Here is a 13,231-nt window from a genome sequence, read left to right on the forward strand (position 1 = left end):
GGGTCAGGCCGGGGAGTCGTCGGGGTCGAGCGTCTTGAGGGTGTCTTCCTCGACGGCGTTGTCGGCGTCGAGCTGCTGTTCGGTCGTCTCGTCGCCGCCGGTCGGGTCGTCCTGCTCGGGAGTGGGGGATGCGTCGCTCATGGCCGCGACGGTACGCGCGGCGACCGGCGGCATCCGACCCCTTGACAGTGCCCTCGGAGTGGTGGGGGAGTCGGGGCCCGGACTTCCCCCGAAGTCGCTGGGCCCCGAGCCGACGAGTCGAAGCCTGGCACGTCGGTTCCCCCACACGTCAACCTAGGGTGCTGGCGGCGGGTGCCACAGGGGAGCCTGCCGGGTCGTCGCCGGGTGCTCGGCGCGGAAGTGCCCGGCTGCGGGGCGAGGAGGCGGGCCGCAGCCCCGCATGCCCCGCGCATATCGGCTGTCGGGTTTCATCCGAATGAGTGACTAATGCACGGACGCCGCCGTGGATGGCCCTGCGCGGCGGCGGATCATGACAGGCTCCTGAGCGAGCGATCCGCTCCCGAGCCCCGAAAGCAGCACCGCCGATGACCCTCTCGACGCGCCCCGATCCGTCAGCGCCGGCTGCGCTGCGGGCGCCTCTCGTCCTGCTCGGGACGACGCGCGCGTCACTCCTGTTCGTGACGACGGTCTTCATCGCGACGCTCATCCAGGTGCTCGCGACGCCGACCGTCGCCCTGTGGGAGTCCCCCGACCTCGAATGGCCGCTGCCGACGTCGATCCCTGCGACCTACGGGCTGCTGGTCGCGGGGTGCGCGCTGCAGGCGGCGGCGCTGACGATGTTCTCCCGCCGCCCGGGGACGACCGTCGCGATCGTCGTCGCCGTCCACCTCGCACTCGCGGTGGGCCTGGGGGTGCCGACGTGGGTCCAGGGCATGCACATCGTCATCGCGGGCGCCCTCTTCCTCGTCGCGACCCGGGTGTCGACCGCGCGCGTGGTCGCGTGGTGCGCAGCAGTCGTGGTCGTGGAATCCGCGGTGCTGCTCTGGTTCGTGCTCGGCTCGGGTGAGTCGGTGACGGTCGGGATCGGGTGGGTCGCGGCCAACGTCGTCTCGCTCGCCGCGCCGGCGGTCGCGGGCACGGCGCTCGGGGTCTGGTGGACGACGAAGACGCGCCGGGTGCAGCAGGCCCGCGAGGAGGCGGAGCTCGCCACGCAGGAGCACGCGGACCGCGTCGCCGAGGCGCAGGAGCGCGAGCGCGCCCGCATCGCCCAGGAACTGCACGACGTCGCGGGCCAGCACCTGGCGGGGCTCATCACGCTGACCGACGCCGCCCTCACCGTCGCGCCGACGCGCGCGGACGAGGCGCTCGCCCTGCTGCAGGACGTCCGCGATGAGGGACGCTTTGCGGCGGCAGGTCTCGCGGGGGCGCTCGCCGACCTGCGGGCGGGCGGTGTCGCCCCCTCCGGCACGACGCGGGATGTCCGCAGCCTCGACGAGCTCGTCGCGTTCTGGCGGGAACGGGGCGCGACCGTCGACGCCACGATCCGCGGCGACGTCGACGCGCTCCCCGCCGTCGTCTCGACCACCGCTTTCCGGTGCGTGCAGGAGGCTCTGACGAATGCCGCCAAACACGCCCCGCGCGCGCCCGTCCGTATCGAGATCGTCCACGACGCGGACCGTCTCGTCGGCACGGTGGCCAACGCGGCGCCCGATCACGCCGGGCAGCGTCGCGCCGTGGGCCTCGGCTGGGGGCTGAGCGGCATGCGCGAACGGGTCGAGATCCTCGGGGGCACGTTCGCGGCGGGAACGGATGCCGGGGGCGGCTGGACGCTGGCGTTCGAGATCCCCGTCGGCTCGGGCGGGACGGAGCGGTCGTGACCGAGACGCGGACGCCCATCCGGGTGCTCATCGCGGACGACAACCGGTCGGTCCGCAAGGGGCTGCGCCTGCAGTTGGAGGCGGCCGGCGGCATCCGGATCGTGGGGGAGGTCGCGAACGGTGTCGACGCGGTGCGCGTGGCACGCGCCGAGGCGGTGGACGTCGTGCTCATGGACATGCAGATGCCCGGCCTGAACGGTGCGGACGCGACGCGGGAGCTGCTGGACGGCGGCGGTCCTGCCCCGGCCGTCATCGTGATGACGAGCTTCGCCGTGGACGGATACATCACCGACGCGATCGACGCCGGCGCCGTCGGGTACCTGCTCAAGAGCTACGACGCCGACCAGCTCGTGGGCGCCGTCTACGCCGCCGCGCGCGGAGAGGCGGTCGTCTCGACCCGGGCGATCACGCCGGTCCTGCGCGAGTTCGTCCGCCGCCGCGGGCCGAAGCCCGACCTGGACCTGCTCGAGTCGCTCAGCCCCGCCGAGCGTCGCGCCGTCGCGATGCTCGCGTCGGGGGTGACCGCGAACGAGGCGATCGCGGCCGCGCTGCACGTCTCGGTCCACACCGTGCGCACGCAGCTGCAGTCCGCGCTGCGCAAGACCGGCCTCGCGGACCGCACGCAGCTCGCGCTGTGGGGCGCCCGCAACCGGCTCGACGACGAGGCGGCGCGCTCGGTGTGACCGTGGGCGGTGGGGCGCGGCATCCGCTCGGTGTTCCAGGAACGCGTGTCGTCGCGCCGCCTCGGGGAAGGCGACGTCTCGCGTCCCTCCACTCGCCGCTCAGACCGCGCGGAACGTCCCGGGCTCGAGCTCGACCCGGCGCACGTCCCCCACGACCTCCAGGGTGACGGATCGCGGCCGACGGTCGAGGTTGGCGGCCAGGATCGTCGTCGCCGAGCAGCGCCGGCCGATCGCCCACACGAGCCCGTCCGGGCTGTCGCCCCACAGCAGTTCGCCGCCGTCCCCATCGCACAGGGCACGGACCGCGGCGGCGACCGGCAGATCGCCGCCGTCGGAGGAGCGGATGCCGCGGGGCCCCCACTCCTCGAAGTAGGCGAGCGATGCGACACCCGGCACCGCGAGGGCAGCGGCGCTCGCGACGGTCCAGGCGGCAAGTTCCGGCGCGCTCTGTCGCTCGTCCGGCGTGCCCGTCAGGTGGGCGCCGTAGCCCTCGGACAAGTCGGTCGCCGGGGAGGTGGGTGCGGGGCGGGTCGCGACGTTGTTGAAGCGCGGACGCAGCGAGACCGGTCCGAGGTGCACCGGGACACCCCCCGCCGCCGCGACAGCCTGCCGTGCGACGAGCCGCTGCATCTCGAGCGACTCGACGAGCTGCTCCGTGCCGGTCGCGTGGAACAGCGGCGCCACCGTCGTCGTCACGCCGTCGAGATCGCTCGGCAGGCGGTGGCGCTCCCGGTTGAGCTCGGTGAAGTGCGACCGCGAGCCGCCGACCACCGGCACCGTGACGCCGGCACGGTCGAGGGCGGCGCGCAGCGCGGCGACGGTGTCGGCATCCGAGACGTGGGCCGCGGCTCCGGCTGAGGCGAAGGCGCCCACCCTGCGGACGTCGAGCCCTCGCAGGGCGGCGGCTGCGGCATCCGTTTCTGCGGCATCCTCGATGCCGGTGAAACGGACGTCGAGCGGCGCAGCGGACCCCGCGGCGCGGGCCAGGGCGGCCCGCCAGGACGGTACGCGCAGGTCGAGCTCGACGAGCACACCGTTTTCGAGCGGCTCGACCGGTGGGGCCGGATCGGGCGCCGTCGCCGCCCCGAGGAGGATGTCAGGGAACGAGCCGCCGGGTCGGAGGGTGATCGTGTCGGATGCCGGCGGTGCGGGCGCGAGCTTCCCCGCGACCGACACCGCGACCGACTGCCGCACCCGCCCGCCGGCGCTGACGCGGTAGGGGAACGGAAGATCGAGGGGGCGGCTGTAGGTCTTGAACGAGGCGTCGGTCCAGTTGCGCTGGTCCTCCATCTCGAACACGTCGCCGTCGAACGCGACATCGACGGTCGCGCCGTCGACCTGCCACGTCAGTGCTGCGACGTCGCGCACCGGCTGATGCGGGCTGATCTCGCGGGGGAACGCGCTCCGAGTGAGGGTGCCGTCCGGATGCCGCACCTCGACTGCCGTGCCGGCGAGTGTGGGCGGGTGCAGCACGACCAGACCGGTGCGGTTCGTGGCGAACTCCGCCGCCGACTCGAGGTCGAGGATCACCCGCAGCTGCGCCTGACGCGCCTCGACCCGCACGACACCCGTGAACGACGAGCCCAGACCCGCGGACCGCACGTGCAGCATGAGGGTCTCGTCCCGCGGCTGGACCCGGTCGACGACGAGGTCGGCCGTGTCCCAATCGGCGTCCCGGACGACGGCGCGGATGCTGCGCAGCACCACTCGCCCGTCGATCGCGATGTCGGCGAGCTCGTCGCCGCGCAGCTCGAGCGACCAGCGGCCGCTGCGCCACGGCATCCCCTCGGTCCACCAGGTCATGACACGGCCCCGCGTCAGAGCGAGGTCATCCCGCCGTCGACCTGGAAGGTCGCGCCGGTCGCGAACGATCCGTCGTCGCTCGCGAGGTAGACCATGATCCCGGCGACGTCGTCGGGCGTCCCGGCGCGGCCGATCGGGATCCGGCCGACGATCGCCGCGCGCGAGGCGGGATCCTCGCTGATCGCCGAGACGAGCGGTGTCTCGGTGTAGGCGGGCTGCACCGTGTTGACCCGGATGCCGCGGTCGGCGTACGCCGCCGCGACGGTGCGCGAGAGGCCGTGCACGCCGGCCTTCGAGGCGCTGTAAGCCGTGAAGTCCCGGCCCTCGCCGTTGACGGCCGTCGGGCTGCCGGTGAGGATGATCGATCCACCGCCCAGGGTCAGCATCGTCCGCACCGCGTACTTCACGGTCAGGAAGGCGCCGGTCAGGTTGACGTCGATCGTGCGGCGCCAGACGTCGAGGTCGAGGTCGGCGGCGGGGGCGTCCTGTCCGAAGAGCTGGATGCCGGCGTTGGCCACCACCACGTTCGGTGCCCACCCCGCATCCGTTGCGGCGGCGAAGCCGGCAGCCACGGAGGCCTCATCGGAGATGTCCATCGTCACCGCCATCGCGGCGTCGCCGATGCGGTCGGCGGCGGTCTGCGCGCCCTCACCGTTGCGGTCGGCGAGGATCACGCGGGCGCCCTCGCGGGCGAAGCGTTCGGCGACGGCCGCGCCGATGCCGAGCGCGGCTCCGGTGACGAGGGCGGTCCTCCCGGCGAGTCGTGTCATGTCGGTCATCTCCGGATCAGCGCTCGATGTGGTCGAGGTGGAGCATGCGCGCGAGGTTCTTGTCGAGCTCGTCGTCCCGGAAGATCTTCTTCCAGTCCTCCTTGATGATGCTCTCGCGACCGTAGTCCATCGCGATCAGGCACGCGTCGCTGAACGGGTTGTCGCCGCGCAGGCCGTTCGCGAGCGCGACCTGGGTGTGCCCGTAGAGGATGCTGCGGGCCGCCGCCTCGGGCACGCCCATCGTGTGGATCGCCTCGTTCAACGCCTCGTCGAGAAGGGACCCGATCATGCAGGCGACTGTCTCGACCAGGGTCGGCTCGAGTTGGGCGAGCTGCTTCACGGTGACGAAGTGCACGTCGATGACCGGCGCGTAGATCGCGCGGACGGTCTCCTCGACGATGCGGGCGTGCTCGGGGTCGTCGGACTCGACGGCGGCGATCGCGTCCTGCGGTGCGGCGATTCCACCGAAGGTGTCGGCCCACTCCTCCTTCGTCGTGCGCTCGAGGAACACCGACGGGTGGCACGGGTGCGCGACGGCCTGGATGACGTCCTCGCGGGTCGTCAGAAGTCCCGCGTAGGCCGCGGCCGGGTCGAGTGTGAGGACGATGGCACCGGACGTCAGCTGGGGGACCAGGTCGGCCGTCACCGCGCCGAGGGCGAGGTCCGGTACCGCGAGCACGACGATGTCGGCGTCGGCGACCGCGGCGGATGCTTCGGTCAGCTCGCGTCCGGCGGCGATGGTCCGCTCGCGCCCGGCGGGCGAGTTCTCGACGTAGTGGACGACGTGGTCGGTCTTCACGAGGTTGTTGGACACGCGCATGCCCATCTTCCCTCCCGCGCCGATGACGGCGATGGTGTGGCTCATTCGAGGCTCCTCAGGTGGTTCAGGGTGGCGCTTGTCCAGTCCCGCTCGGTGCGGACGGTGGTCTCGGGGTCGCCCTGCCAGGGCAACCAGTGCTCGACGATCTCGTTGACGCCGCGCTCCCGCGGCCGGACGGTGTCGAGGAGGTGGTGGTAGTCGTGCAGGCCGTCGCCCATGCGGGCGCCGGAGTAGGTGAACCCGACCCAGCCCGGCTGTCGAGCGAAGGCGAAGTCCTTCGCGTGAACATTCACGACCACCTCGGCGGCCTCTTCGACGCAGGTGCGTGGCGATTCCAACCGCGCGACGACGTTCGCGGGGTCCAGGCAGATGCCGAGGTTCGGGCTGTCCGCCTCGTGCACGAGCCGCACGAGATCGGTCGTCGCGATCAGCTCGTACGTCTCGAGGGCCAGGGTCACCCCCGCTGCCTCGAAGGAGGGCAGGATGCCGCGCAGCAGCGCGTCGGCGTCGTCGAGCGTCGGGTGGGAGTCGGGGCCGAACACCATGCTGCGCACGAGGCGTGCATCGAAAACGTCGGCGATGCGGAGGAAGCGCTCGAGGTGAGCGGTCTCGATGCCCTTCGTGCCGAGTTCGATCGTGAGGCCGAGTGTGCGGGCGGCGCGGGCGGCATCCGCGATCTCCCGGTCGGTCATCCCGGTCAGGGGGGCGTAGTCGCAGATCTGGAACAGCTCGACGTCGAGCGCGCGGGTCGCCTCGAACGCTCCGATGACACTGAGCGGTTCGTCGACGCGATCGGAGTGCTGCCAGAAGAAGGCGTAGGTGCCGAGCCCGATCACGACGCGCTCCGGGCGAGCGCGTACGCCTCGTCCAGCACGTCGCCGAGCGCCTCGGGATCATGCGCGAAACGACCGAGGAAGAGGCCGTCCACCGCGCCGCCCAGCCCCGTCAAGAGGCCTGGACCCGCCGAGCCGCCATAGATGACGCGCGAGCCCGAGCGATCGCCGTCGGCAAGAAGGGCGGCGCGCAGCGAGCGTGTCACCGTCCCGATGTGGTCGATCGGTGCGGGCGCAGGGGCGCCGATGGCCCAGACGGGCTCGTACGCGACGAGCACCGGGCCGGCGGGGGCGCCGGCGAGGCTGCGCGCGAGCTGGGCGACGGTGGCCGCGGCGGCACCGGCGGCATCCGTTCGCTCCTCCTCGCCCAAGCAGAGCACGGGGGTCACCCCGTGGCGGAGGGCGGCAGCGGCCTTGGCAGCGACGTCGGCGTCGGATTCGCCGAAGAGGCGGCGCCGTTCGGCGTGACCGATCTCGGCGTAGGCGACACCGGATTCGGCGACCTCCGCGGCGGTCACCTCGCCCGTGTACGCGCCGGGCTCGAACCCGGAGACATCCTGCACACCGAGGCGGACGCGGATGCCGGCGAACGCGCCCGCGGCGTCGTCGAGCTGGAGGTAGGTGGGGATGACGAACGCCTCGACGGCGCCGGAACGCACGCCTTCGTGCGCGCGCAGCACCGCGGCCGCGCCGGCGAACCAGACGCGCGCCTGCCGGCGACCGAAGTACGCCTTCAGGCTCACCCCCACCGTGATCTGCGGCATCAGCAGGATCCGGTGCTCTCGTACTCGCCGATGACCGCGACCTTCGACGCCGACGCCGACGAGGGGTCGAACCGGTAGGTCAGCCACTCGCGCACGAGGCGGCGGGCGAGCTCGATGCCGACCACCCGCTGGCCCATCGTCAGCACCTGCGCGTCGTTCGAGAGCACGCCCCGCTCGACGGAGAACGAATCGTGCGCCGTCACAGCGCGGATGCCGGCGACCTTGTTGGCGGCGATCGCGACGCCGAGGCCGGTGCCGCAGATGAGCAGCGCTCGGTCGGCCTCGCCGCTGGCGACGCGCTCGGCCGCTGCGATGGCGACCTTCGGGTACGCCGTGTGACCGTCGGCATCCACCCCTACGTCGACCACGGAGACCACGCCGTCGTTCTGCTCGAGGTCGCGCTTGAGGATCTCCTTGTAGTCGTAACCGGCGTCGTCGCTGCCGATCACGATGCGCAGGGGTCCGGTCATGTCAGATCCTCTCGGGGGAGTCGGGCGTCGCCGACCGGCTGATGACGGGGGCGGCGGCGAGGGCCTCGCCGACCGCCGAAACGATGAGCGCGAAGGAGTGCGCGCCGGCGTCGACGGTGCCGACGGCGTGCGCGCCGTGCGTGCGGGCGCGTCCCTTCCGCGGGAGGAGGTCCGCGGTGGTGGCCGCCGCTGCGGTCGCCGATCTCGCGGCCGTGCGCCAGGCATCCGCCAGTCGCGCCCCCGCCGCGACCTCGCGGGTGAGCGTCTCGGTGAAGGGCAGGAGAGCGTCGACCATCGTCTTGTCGCCGGGTTCGGCCTTGCCGTGTGCGATCACGGCGCCGACGCCGGCCGCGACCCCGTCGGCGATGCGGGCGGCGTCGGGGCGCCCGGCGTCGCCCAGGCGGTAGGCGAGCTCGGCCAGGAGCAGCCCCCACAGGGCGCCGGAAGTCCCCCCGGCCCGGTCCGACCAGGCGTCTGCGGCGCGCGCGAGGGTGGTCGCAGCTCCCGCACCCGCCGCGGCGGCGAGCCGAGCGGCACCGACCGCGGCGCGGGAACCACGCTGCATCCCGATGCCGTGATCCCCGTCGCCCGCGACGGCGTCGATGCGACCGAGCTCGTCGACGTTCTCCTCGATCGTCCGCGCGATGGTGTCGAGGGCGGCCACGACGGTCGCCGCGAGCAGGACGGATGCCGCATCCCCGGCGATCTCGCCGGCCGCGGCGGACGGGTCGGTGCGGGCGGGATCCCGCCGTTCGGCGGCCGCGACAGCGCCGCGCCGGTACGCGGGGGTGTCGACCGGGGTCTCCCACAGGTCGGCGAGTTCGTCATCGAGCCAGAAGAGGGTGAGCGAGGTGCCGGCCATGTCGAAGCTCGTGCAGTACTCGCCGACGTGCGGGTCGACGATCTCGAGCTCGGCCTGCGCGAGCAGTGCGGCCACGCGGCGGTAGACGACGAAGAGCTCCTCGTGCTTCAACGACCCGAGACCGTTCAGCAGAGGGACGACGCGGCCGTCGGCGCCGTCCGGGAGCTCGGTGAGCAGTCGCTCGACGAGCATGTCGGCGAGACCGTCGGCGGTAGGGATGTCGGTCTCGTCGATGCCGGGTTCGCCGTGGATGCCGAGGCCCACGGCCATGCGTCCGTCGGGCACGGAGAAGAGCGGTGCCTCGGCCCCGGGAAGCGTGCAGCCCGTGAACGCGACGCCGAAGGAGCGGGTGCGCTCGTTCGCGAGCCGCCCCACGCGGGCGACACCCGCGAGGTCGTAGCCCGCCGCGGCAGCACCGGCCGTGGCGCGGAAGACGGTGAGGTCGCCGGCGATGCCGCGGCGACGCTCGCGTTCGTCGGGACCGGCGCTCGCGATGTCATCGGTCACGACGACGGTCTCGCAGTCGATGCCCTCGGCGCGCAGTCTCTCCTGGGCGGCGTCGAAGTTGAGGACGTCCCCCGCGTAGTTGCCGTAGGTGAGCAGCACGCCGCCGCCGGCGTGCGCCGCGTGCGCGACGGCGTGGACCTGCTGTGTCGAGGGCGAGGCGAAGAGGTTGCCCATCGCCGCGCCGTGGGCGAGGCCCGGGCCGACGAGCCCGCCGAAGGCGGGGTAGTGCCCCGATCCGCCGCCGATCACGACGGCGACCTGGCCGTCGGGGACGCGGGTGCTGCGGACGACGCCGCCCGTGACGCGCTCGACGTAGCGACCGTTCGCGGCGACGAAGCCGTCGATCATCTCGTCGGCGAAGTCGGCCGGGTCGTTCCACAGGCGCGTCATCGCGTGCTGCTCCTCGGGTCGCGAAAGGGGTGTCCGTTCGCCATTGTGCACAACCGGTTGACCAATTGCAAGGGCCGGCGTCTCGGCATCCGTCGTCCGCTCCCGTATGTTGAAGCCGTGCCCGCATACCCGTCCGACCGCTCCGCCGAGATCACGGCCGCCCTCGGTGCTCTGCCGTCGGGCACCCCCGTCTCCGAGGTCGCGCGGCGGCTCATGGATCTCTTCACGAGCGGGGAGATCGAGCCCGGCACGCGGCTTCCCCCCGAGCGGCAGCTCTCGCTGACCCTCGGTGTCGGCCGCTCCGCCGTGCGAGAGGCGCTCGCAGCACTCGAGATCCTCGGCATCGTCGACGTCCGCCCCGGATCCGGGACCTACCTGCGCGGCACGGCGAGCGACCTGCTGCCGCAGACCCTCCGCTGGGGGCTGCTCATCGGACGCCGCAGCACCGACGATCTGCTCGATGTCCGCTCGGGACTCGAGATCTACTGCGCGCGCCTCGCGGCATCGCGCGCCGACGGTGCCGACATCGCCCGCCTCGCGGCATCCCTCGACCGGATGCGCGGGGCTGGCACGGACCTGGCGGCCTTCGCCCGAGCGGATGCGGCCTTCCACGACGCGCTCGCCCGCGCGGCGGGCAACGACGCGCTCGTCGACCTGCTGCACGTCGTCCGCTCGCTGCTGCAGGTCTACGCCGATCGCGCCGTCCACGACGCCGACGCCGCGCGTCTCGCCGTCGCCGAGCACGACGCCGTCTTCCGGGCCGTCGAGGCGAGGGACGAGGATGCCGCGGCCTCGGCGATGGCCGTGCACATGGCGACCGCCGCCGCACGCCTCGCGGGGTCGTCGGGGGACGCCTGATCCGTCATTGCGCAAACCACTGAACGTTATTTAGTCTTTCGACGTCGGGACCGCGCCGGTTCCCGCCCGCCACGACGACGTCGCAGGAGACCGCAGTGACCGCATCCCTTTCCACCGCCCCCGACGGCACGCGTTACCGCGACCTCAACCGCAACGGCGTGATGGACCCGTACGAGGACCCGCGTCTGCCCGTCGCCGAGCGGGTCGCCGACCTCGTGTCGCGCCTCTCGCTCGAGGAGAAGGCGGGGCTCATGATCCAGACGATCGTCCCGACGACGACCGACGGCGAGGTCGACGGGCCGTCCATGATGCCCGGTCGCACCTCGGCGCAGGAGTTCGTCGAGGGCATGCACGTCACGCACCTGAACATCCACCAGATCCCCGACCCTCGGGCGATGGCGCGGTGGGTGAACGGGCTGCAGCGCGTGGCAGCCGCGTCGGGCCACGGCATCCCGGTCACCATCTCGACCGATCCGCGACACTCGTTCACCGAGAACGTCGGCGCGTCGTTCACCGCCGGCCACCTCTCGGCGTGGCCCGAGCCGCTCGGCCTCGGCGCGCTGGCCGACCCGGGGTTCGTGCGGGAGTTCGCCGACATCGCGCGGCAGGAGTACCTGGCCGTCGGCATCCGCTCGGCCCTGCACCCGATGCTCGACGTCGCGACCGAGCCGCGCTGGCCGCGCCAGTACGGCACGTTCGGACAGGATGCCGACCTCGTGGGACGCCTGGGTGTCGCCTACGTCGACGGGTTCGAGGGCGACCGGCTGACGGCGGCGAGCGTCGCGTGCATGGCCAAGCACTTCCCGGGCGGCGGGCCCGAGAAGGACGGCGAGGACCCGCACTTCCCGTACGGCACCGACCAGGTGTACCCGGGCGGCATGTTCGAGTACCACCTCGAGCCGTTCCGCCGGGTCATCGACCGGGGCGTCTCGGCGATCATGCCGTCGTACGGGATCCCGCGGGGCGTCGTCCTCGAAGGCGACCCCGTCGAGGAGGTCGCCTTCGGCTTCAACCACCAGATCATCACCGGACTGCTGCGCGAGAAGCTCGGCTTCACGGGTGTCGTCTGCACCGACTGGGGGCTCATCACCGAGTCCCGTCTGATGGGCAAGGTGCTGCCGCCGCGGTCGTGGGGCGTGGAGCACCTCAGCGAGATCGAGCGGGTGCGCAAGGCCCTCGACGCGGGTGTCGACCAGTTCGGCGGCGAGGACGACCCCGCCCTCGTGATCGAGCTCGTGCGCTCGGGCGCCGTGCCCGAGTCGCGGCTCGACGTTTCGGTCGCGCGGCTGCTGACCGTCAAGTTCGAGCTCGGCCTGTTCGACGACCCGTTCATCGACGAGGATGCCGCGGGCGAGATCGTCGGCAGCGCCGAGTTTCGGGCAGCGGGCGACCGCGCGCAGTCCCGGTCGACAGTGATCCTCCCGGGCGGGGCGGGCGAGGCGGCATCCGTCCTGCCGCTGCGGCCCGGTACCGCGGTGCACGCGCCGCAGGTCTCGGACGACGCGATCCGTGCGGCGGGGCTGGTGCCGGCCCCGTATGCCGCGGGTGCCGACGTCAGCGTGCTGCGGCTGCAGCCGCCGTTCGAGCCGCGCGACGAGTTCATGCTCGAGGCGCACTTCCACGCCGGTTCGCTGGCGTTCGACGACGCAGTCGTGGCGGGCGTCGCGGAGGTCGCCGCCGCGGCGCCGACCGTCGTCGCGGTGCACCTCGAGCGGCCCGCGCTGCTCGCGCCCGTCGCCGCGCACGCCCACGCCGTGGTCGCGACGTTCGGCGCGTCGGACGAGGCGCTGCTCGACGTGCTCACCGGCCGGGTGCCCGCCGCGGGTCGCCTGCCGTTCGAGGTCCCGCGCGACGAGGCGGCGGTCCTCGCCGGGCACTCCGATGTCCCCGGCGGCACGGTCGACCCGGTTTACGAGGCCGGCACCCCCTCCCTCGTGGTGACGACGGATGCGTGAGCGGCGCACCTCAGCCCAGGGCCGGGAGAGTCGGGAACTCATCCTGCAGACGGCGCTCGAGGTCATCGGGCGGCGCGGGTTCGGCTCGACGTCGCTCCGCGACATCGCCGCCGAGGTCGGGATGACGCAGGCCGGCATGCTCCACCACTTCGGCACGAAGGAGAACCTGCTCGTCGAGGTGCTGCGCCAGCGCGACGCCGCGACCCGCGAGGCGCTCGCCGAACAGGACGGCGACGAGCCGCCGTCGGTGCGGGTCGCGCGACGCAACGCCGAGACGCCCGCGCTCGTGCACCTGTACACGAACCTGCAGGTCGCGGCATCCGCTCCCGATCACCCCGCCCGCGCCTTCTTCGAGGAGCGTCAGCGGAGCGTGCACGCCGTCGTCGCGGCTGATGTCCGTGCACGGCAGGAGGTCGGCGGGATGCCGGCGGGGGTGGATGCAGACACCGCCGCGACCGTGCTGCTCGCCCTGTCGGACGGCCTGCAGCTGCAACAGGGCGTCGACCCGTCGATCGACATCGCCGAGATCCTCGCCTGGACCTGGGAACGGCTCAGCCGGGCGGACTGAACCCGGGGTCACCCGAACACGCAGGCGGGGCCGACGTTCCGTATCCAGTTCCCGTGCGTCATCCGCTCGTGGTCCGCCGCGGAAACACGGGCGGGCCCGAAGCATCGATC

The 13,231-nt window shown here is 72.9% G+C and carries 13 protein-coding genes; 5 read left to right on the top strand and 8 right to left on the bottom strand.

What is annotated here, in order from left to right; translation table 11 throughout:
- Positions 1 to 3 precede the first annotated feature (3 nt).
- The gene (locus Q9S71_RS07170) at positions 4 to 141 is read right to left on the bottom strand and encodes a hypothetical protein (RefSeq protein WP_197471649.1); all 138 of its coding nucleotides are present in this window, start codon (positions 139 to 141) and stop codon (positions 4 to 6) included.
- Between the two features lie 404 nt (positions 142 to 545).
- Here Q9S71_RS07170 and Q9S71_RS07175 point away from each other — a divergent pair, with 404 nt between their 5' ends.
- On the top strand, positions 546 to 1,838 hold the full coding sequence (locus Q9S71_RS07175; protein ID WP_311861421.1) for a sensor histidine kinase: 1,293 nt from the start codon (positions 546 to 548) through the stop codon (positions 1,836 to 1,838).
- Positions 1,835 to 2,521, top strand: coding sequence for a response regulator transcription factor (locus tag Q9S71_RS07180; protein WP_311861423.1), 687 nt, complete (start codon positions 1,835 to 1,837; stop codon positions 2,519 to 2,521). The genes Q9S71_RS07175 and Q9S71_RS07180 overlap by 4 nt, the downstream gene beginning before the upstream one ends.
- Before the next feature lie 99 nt (positions 2,522 to 2,620).
- Here Q9S71_RS07180 and Q9S71_RS07185 read toward each other — a convergent pair whose 3' ends face one another.
- The 7 genes from Q9S71_RS07185 to Q9S71_RS07215 are packed head-to-tail and all read right to left on the bottom strand — an operon-like array spanning position 2,621 to position 9,740.
- The gene (locus Q9S71_RS07185; RefSeq protein ID WP_311861424.1) at positions 2,621 to 4,324 is read right to left on the bottom strand and encodes a D-apionate lactonase family protein; all 1,704 of its coding nucleotides are present in this window, start codon (positions 4,322 to 4,324) and stop codon (positions 2,621 to 2,623) included.
- Positions 4,325 to 4,338: 14 nt separating this feature from the next.
- Positions 4,339 to 5,094, bottom strand: a complete 756-nt coding sequence (locus Q9S71_RS07190; protein WP_311861426.1) for an SDR family NAD(P)-dependent oxidoreductase — start codon at positions 5,092 to 5,094, stop codon at positions 4,339 to 4,341.
- Between the two features lie 16 nt (positions 5,095 to 5,110).
- A complete protein-coding gene (locus tag Q9S71_RS07195) occupies positions 5,111 to 5,959 on the bottom strand; it encodes a phosphogluconate dehydrogenase C-terminal domain-containing protein (protein WP_311861428.1) in 849 nt (282 codons plus the stop codon).
- Positions 5,956 to 6,750, bottom strand: coding sequence for a sugar phosphate isomerase/epimerase family protein (locus Q9S71_RS07200; RefSeq protein WP_311861430.1), 795 nt, complete (start codon positions 6,748 to 6,750; stop codon positions 5,956 to 5,958). The genes Q9S71_RS07195 and Q9S71_RS07200 overlap by 4 nt, the downstream gene beginning before the upstream one ends.
- Positions 6,747 to 7,511, bottom strand: a complete 765-nt coding sequence (locus tag Q9S71_RS07205) for a triose-phosphate isomerase (RefSeq protein ID WP_311861432.1) — start codon at positions 7,509 to 7,511, stop codon at positions 6,747 to 6,749. The genes Q9S71_RS07200 and Q9S71_RS07205 overlap by 4 nt, the downstream gene beginning before the upstream one ends.
- Positions 7,511 to 7,981 (bottom strand): ribose-5-phosphate isomerase, encoded by a 471-nt coding sequence (locus tag Q9S71_RS07210; RefSeq protein ID WP_311861434.1) that lies wholly within the window; start codon positions 7,979 to 7,981, stop codon positions 7,511 to 7,513. The genes Q9S71_RS07205 and Q9S71_RS07210 overlap by 1 nt, the downstream gene beginning before the upstream one ends.
- A gap of 1 nt (position 7,982) precedes the next feature.
- Complete coding sequence (locus tag Q9S71_RS07215) at positions 7,983 to 9,740, bottom strand: dihydroxyacetone kinase family protein (RefSeq protein ID WP_311861436.1); 1,758 nt, start codon at positions 9,738 to 9,740, stop codon at positions 7,983 to 7,985.
- Between the two features lie 117 nt (positions 9,741 to 9,857).
- Between Q9S71_RS07215 and Q9S71_RS07220 the strand changes: the two genes are divergently transcribed.
- The 3 genes from Q9S71_RS07220 to Q9S71_RS07230 all read left to right on the top strand — a co-directional run bounded on the left by Q9S71_RS07220 (position 9,858) and on the right by Q9S71_RS07230 (position 13,121).
- Entirely contained in the window at positions 9,858 to 10,598 is a 741-nt protein-coding gene (locus Q9S71_RS07220) for a FadR/GntR family transcriptional regulator (protein WP_311861438.1), read from the top strand.
- A 95-nt stretch (positions 10,599 to 10,693) separates the two neighbouring features.
- The gene (locus Q9S71_RS07225; protein ID WP_311861439.1) at positions 10,694 to 12,553 is read left to right on the top strand and encodes a glycoside hydrolase family 3 protein; all 1,860 of its coding nucleotides are present in this window, start codon (positions 10,694 to 10,696) and stop codon (positions 12,551 to 12,553) included.
- Positions 12,546 to 13,121, top strand: coding sequence for a TetR/AcrR family transcriptional regulator (locus tag Q9S71_RS07230; protein WP_311861440.1), 576 nt, complete (start codon positions 12,546 to 12,548; stop codon positions 13,119 to 13,121). The genes Q9S71_RS07225 and Q9S71_RS07230 overlap by 8 nt, the downstream gene beginning before the upstream one ends.
- Positions 13,122 to 13,231 lie beyond the last annotated feature (110 nt).

Source organism: Microbacterium gawkjiense (assembly GCF_031932225.1).
Lineage (GTDB): Bacteria > Actinomycetota > Actinomycetes > Actinomycetales > Microbacteriaceae > Microbacterium > Microbacterium gawkjiense.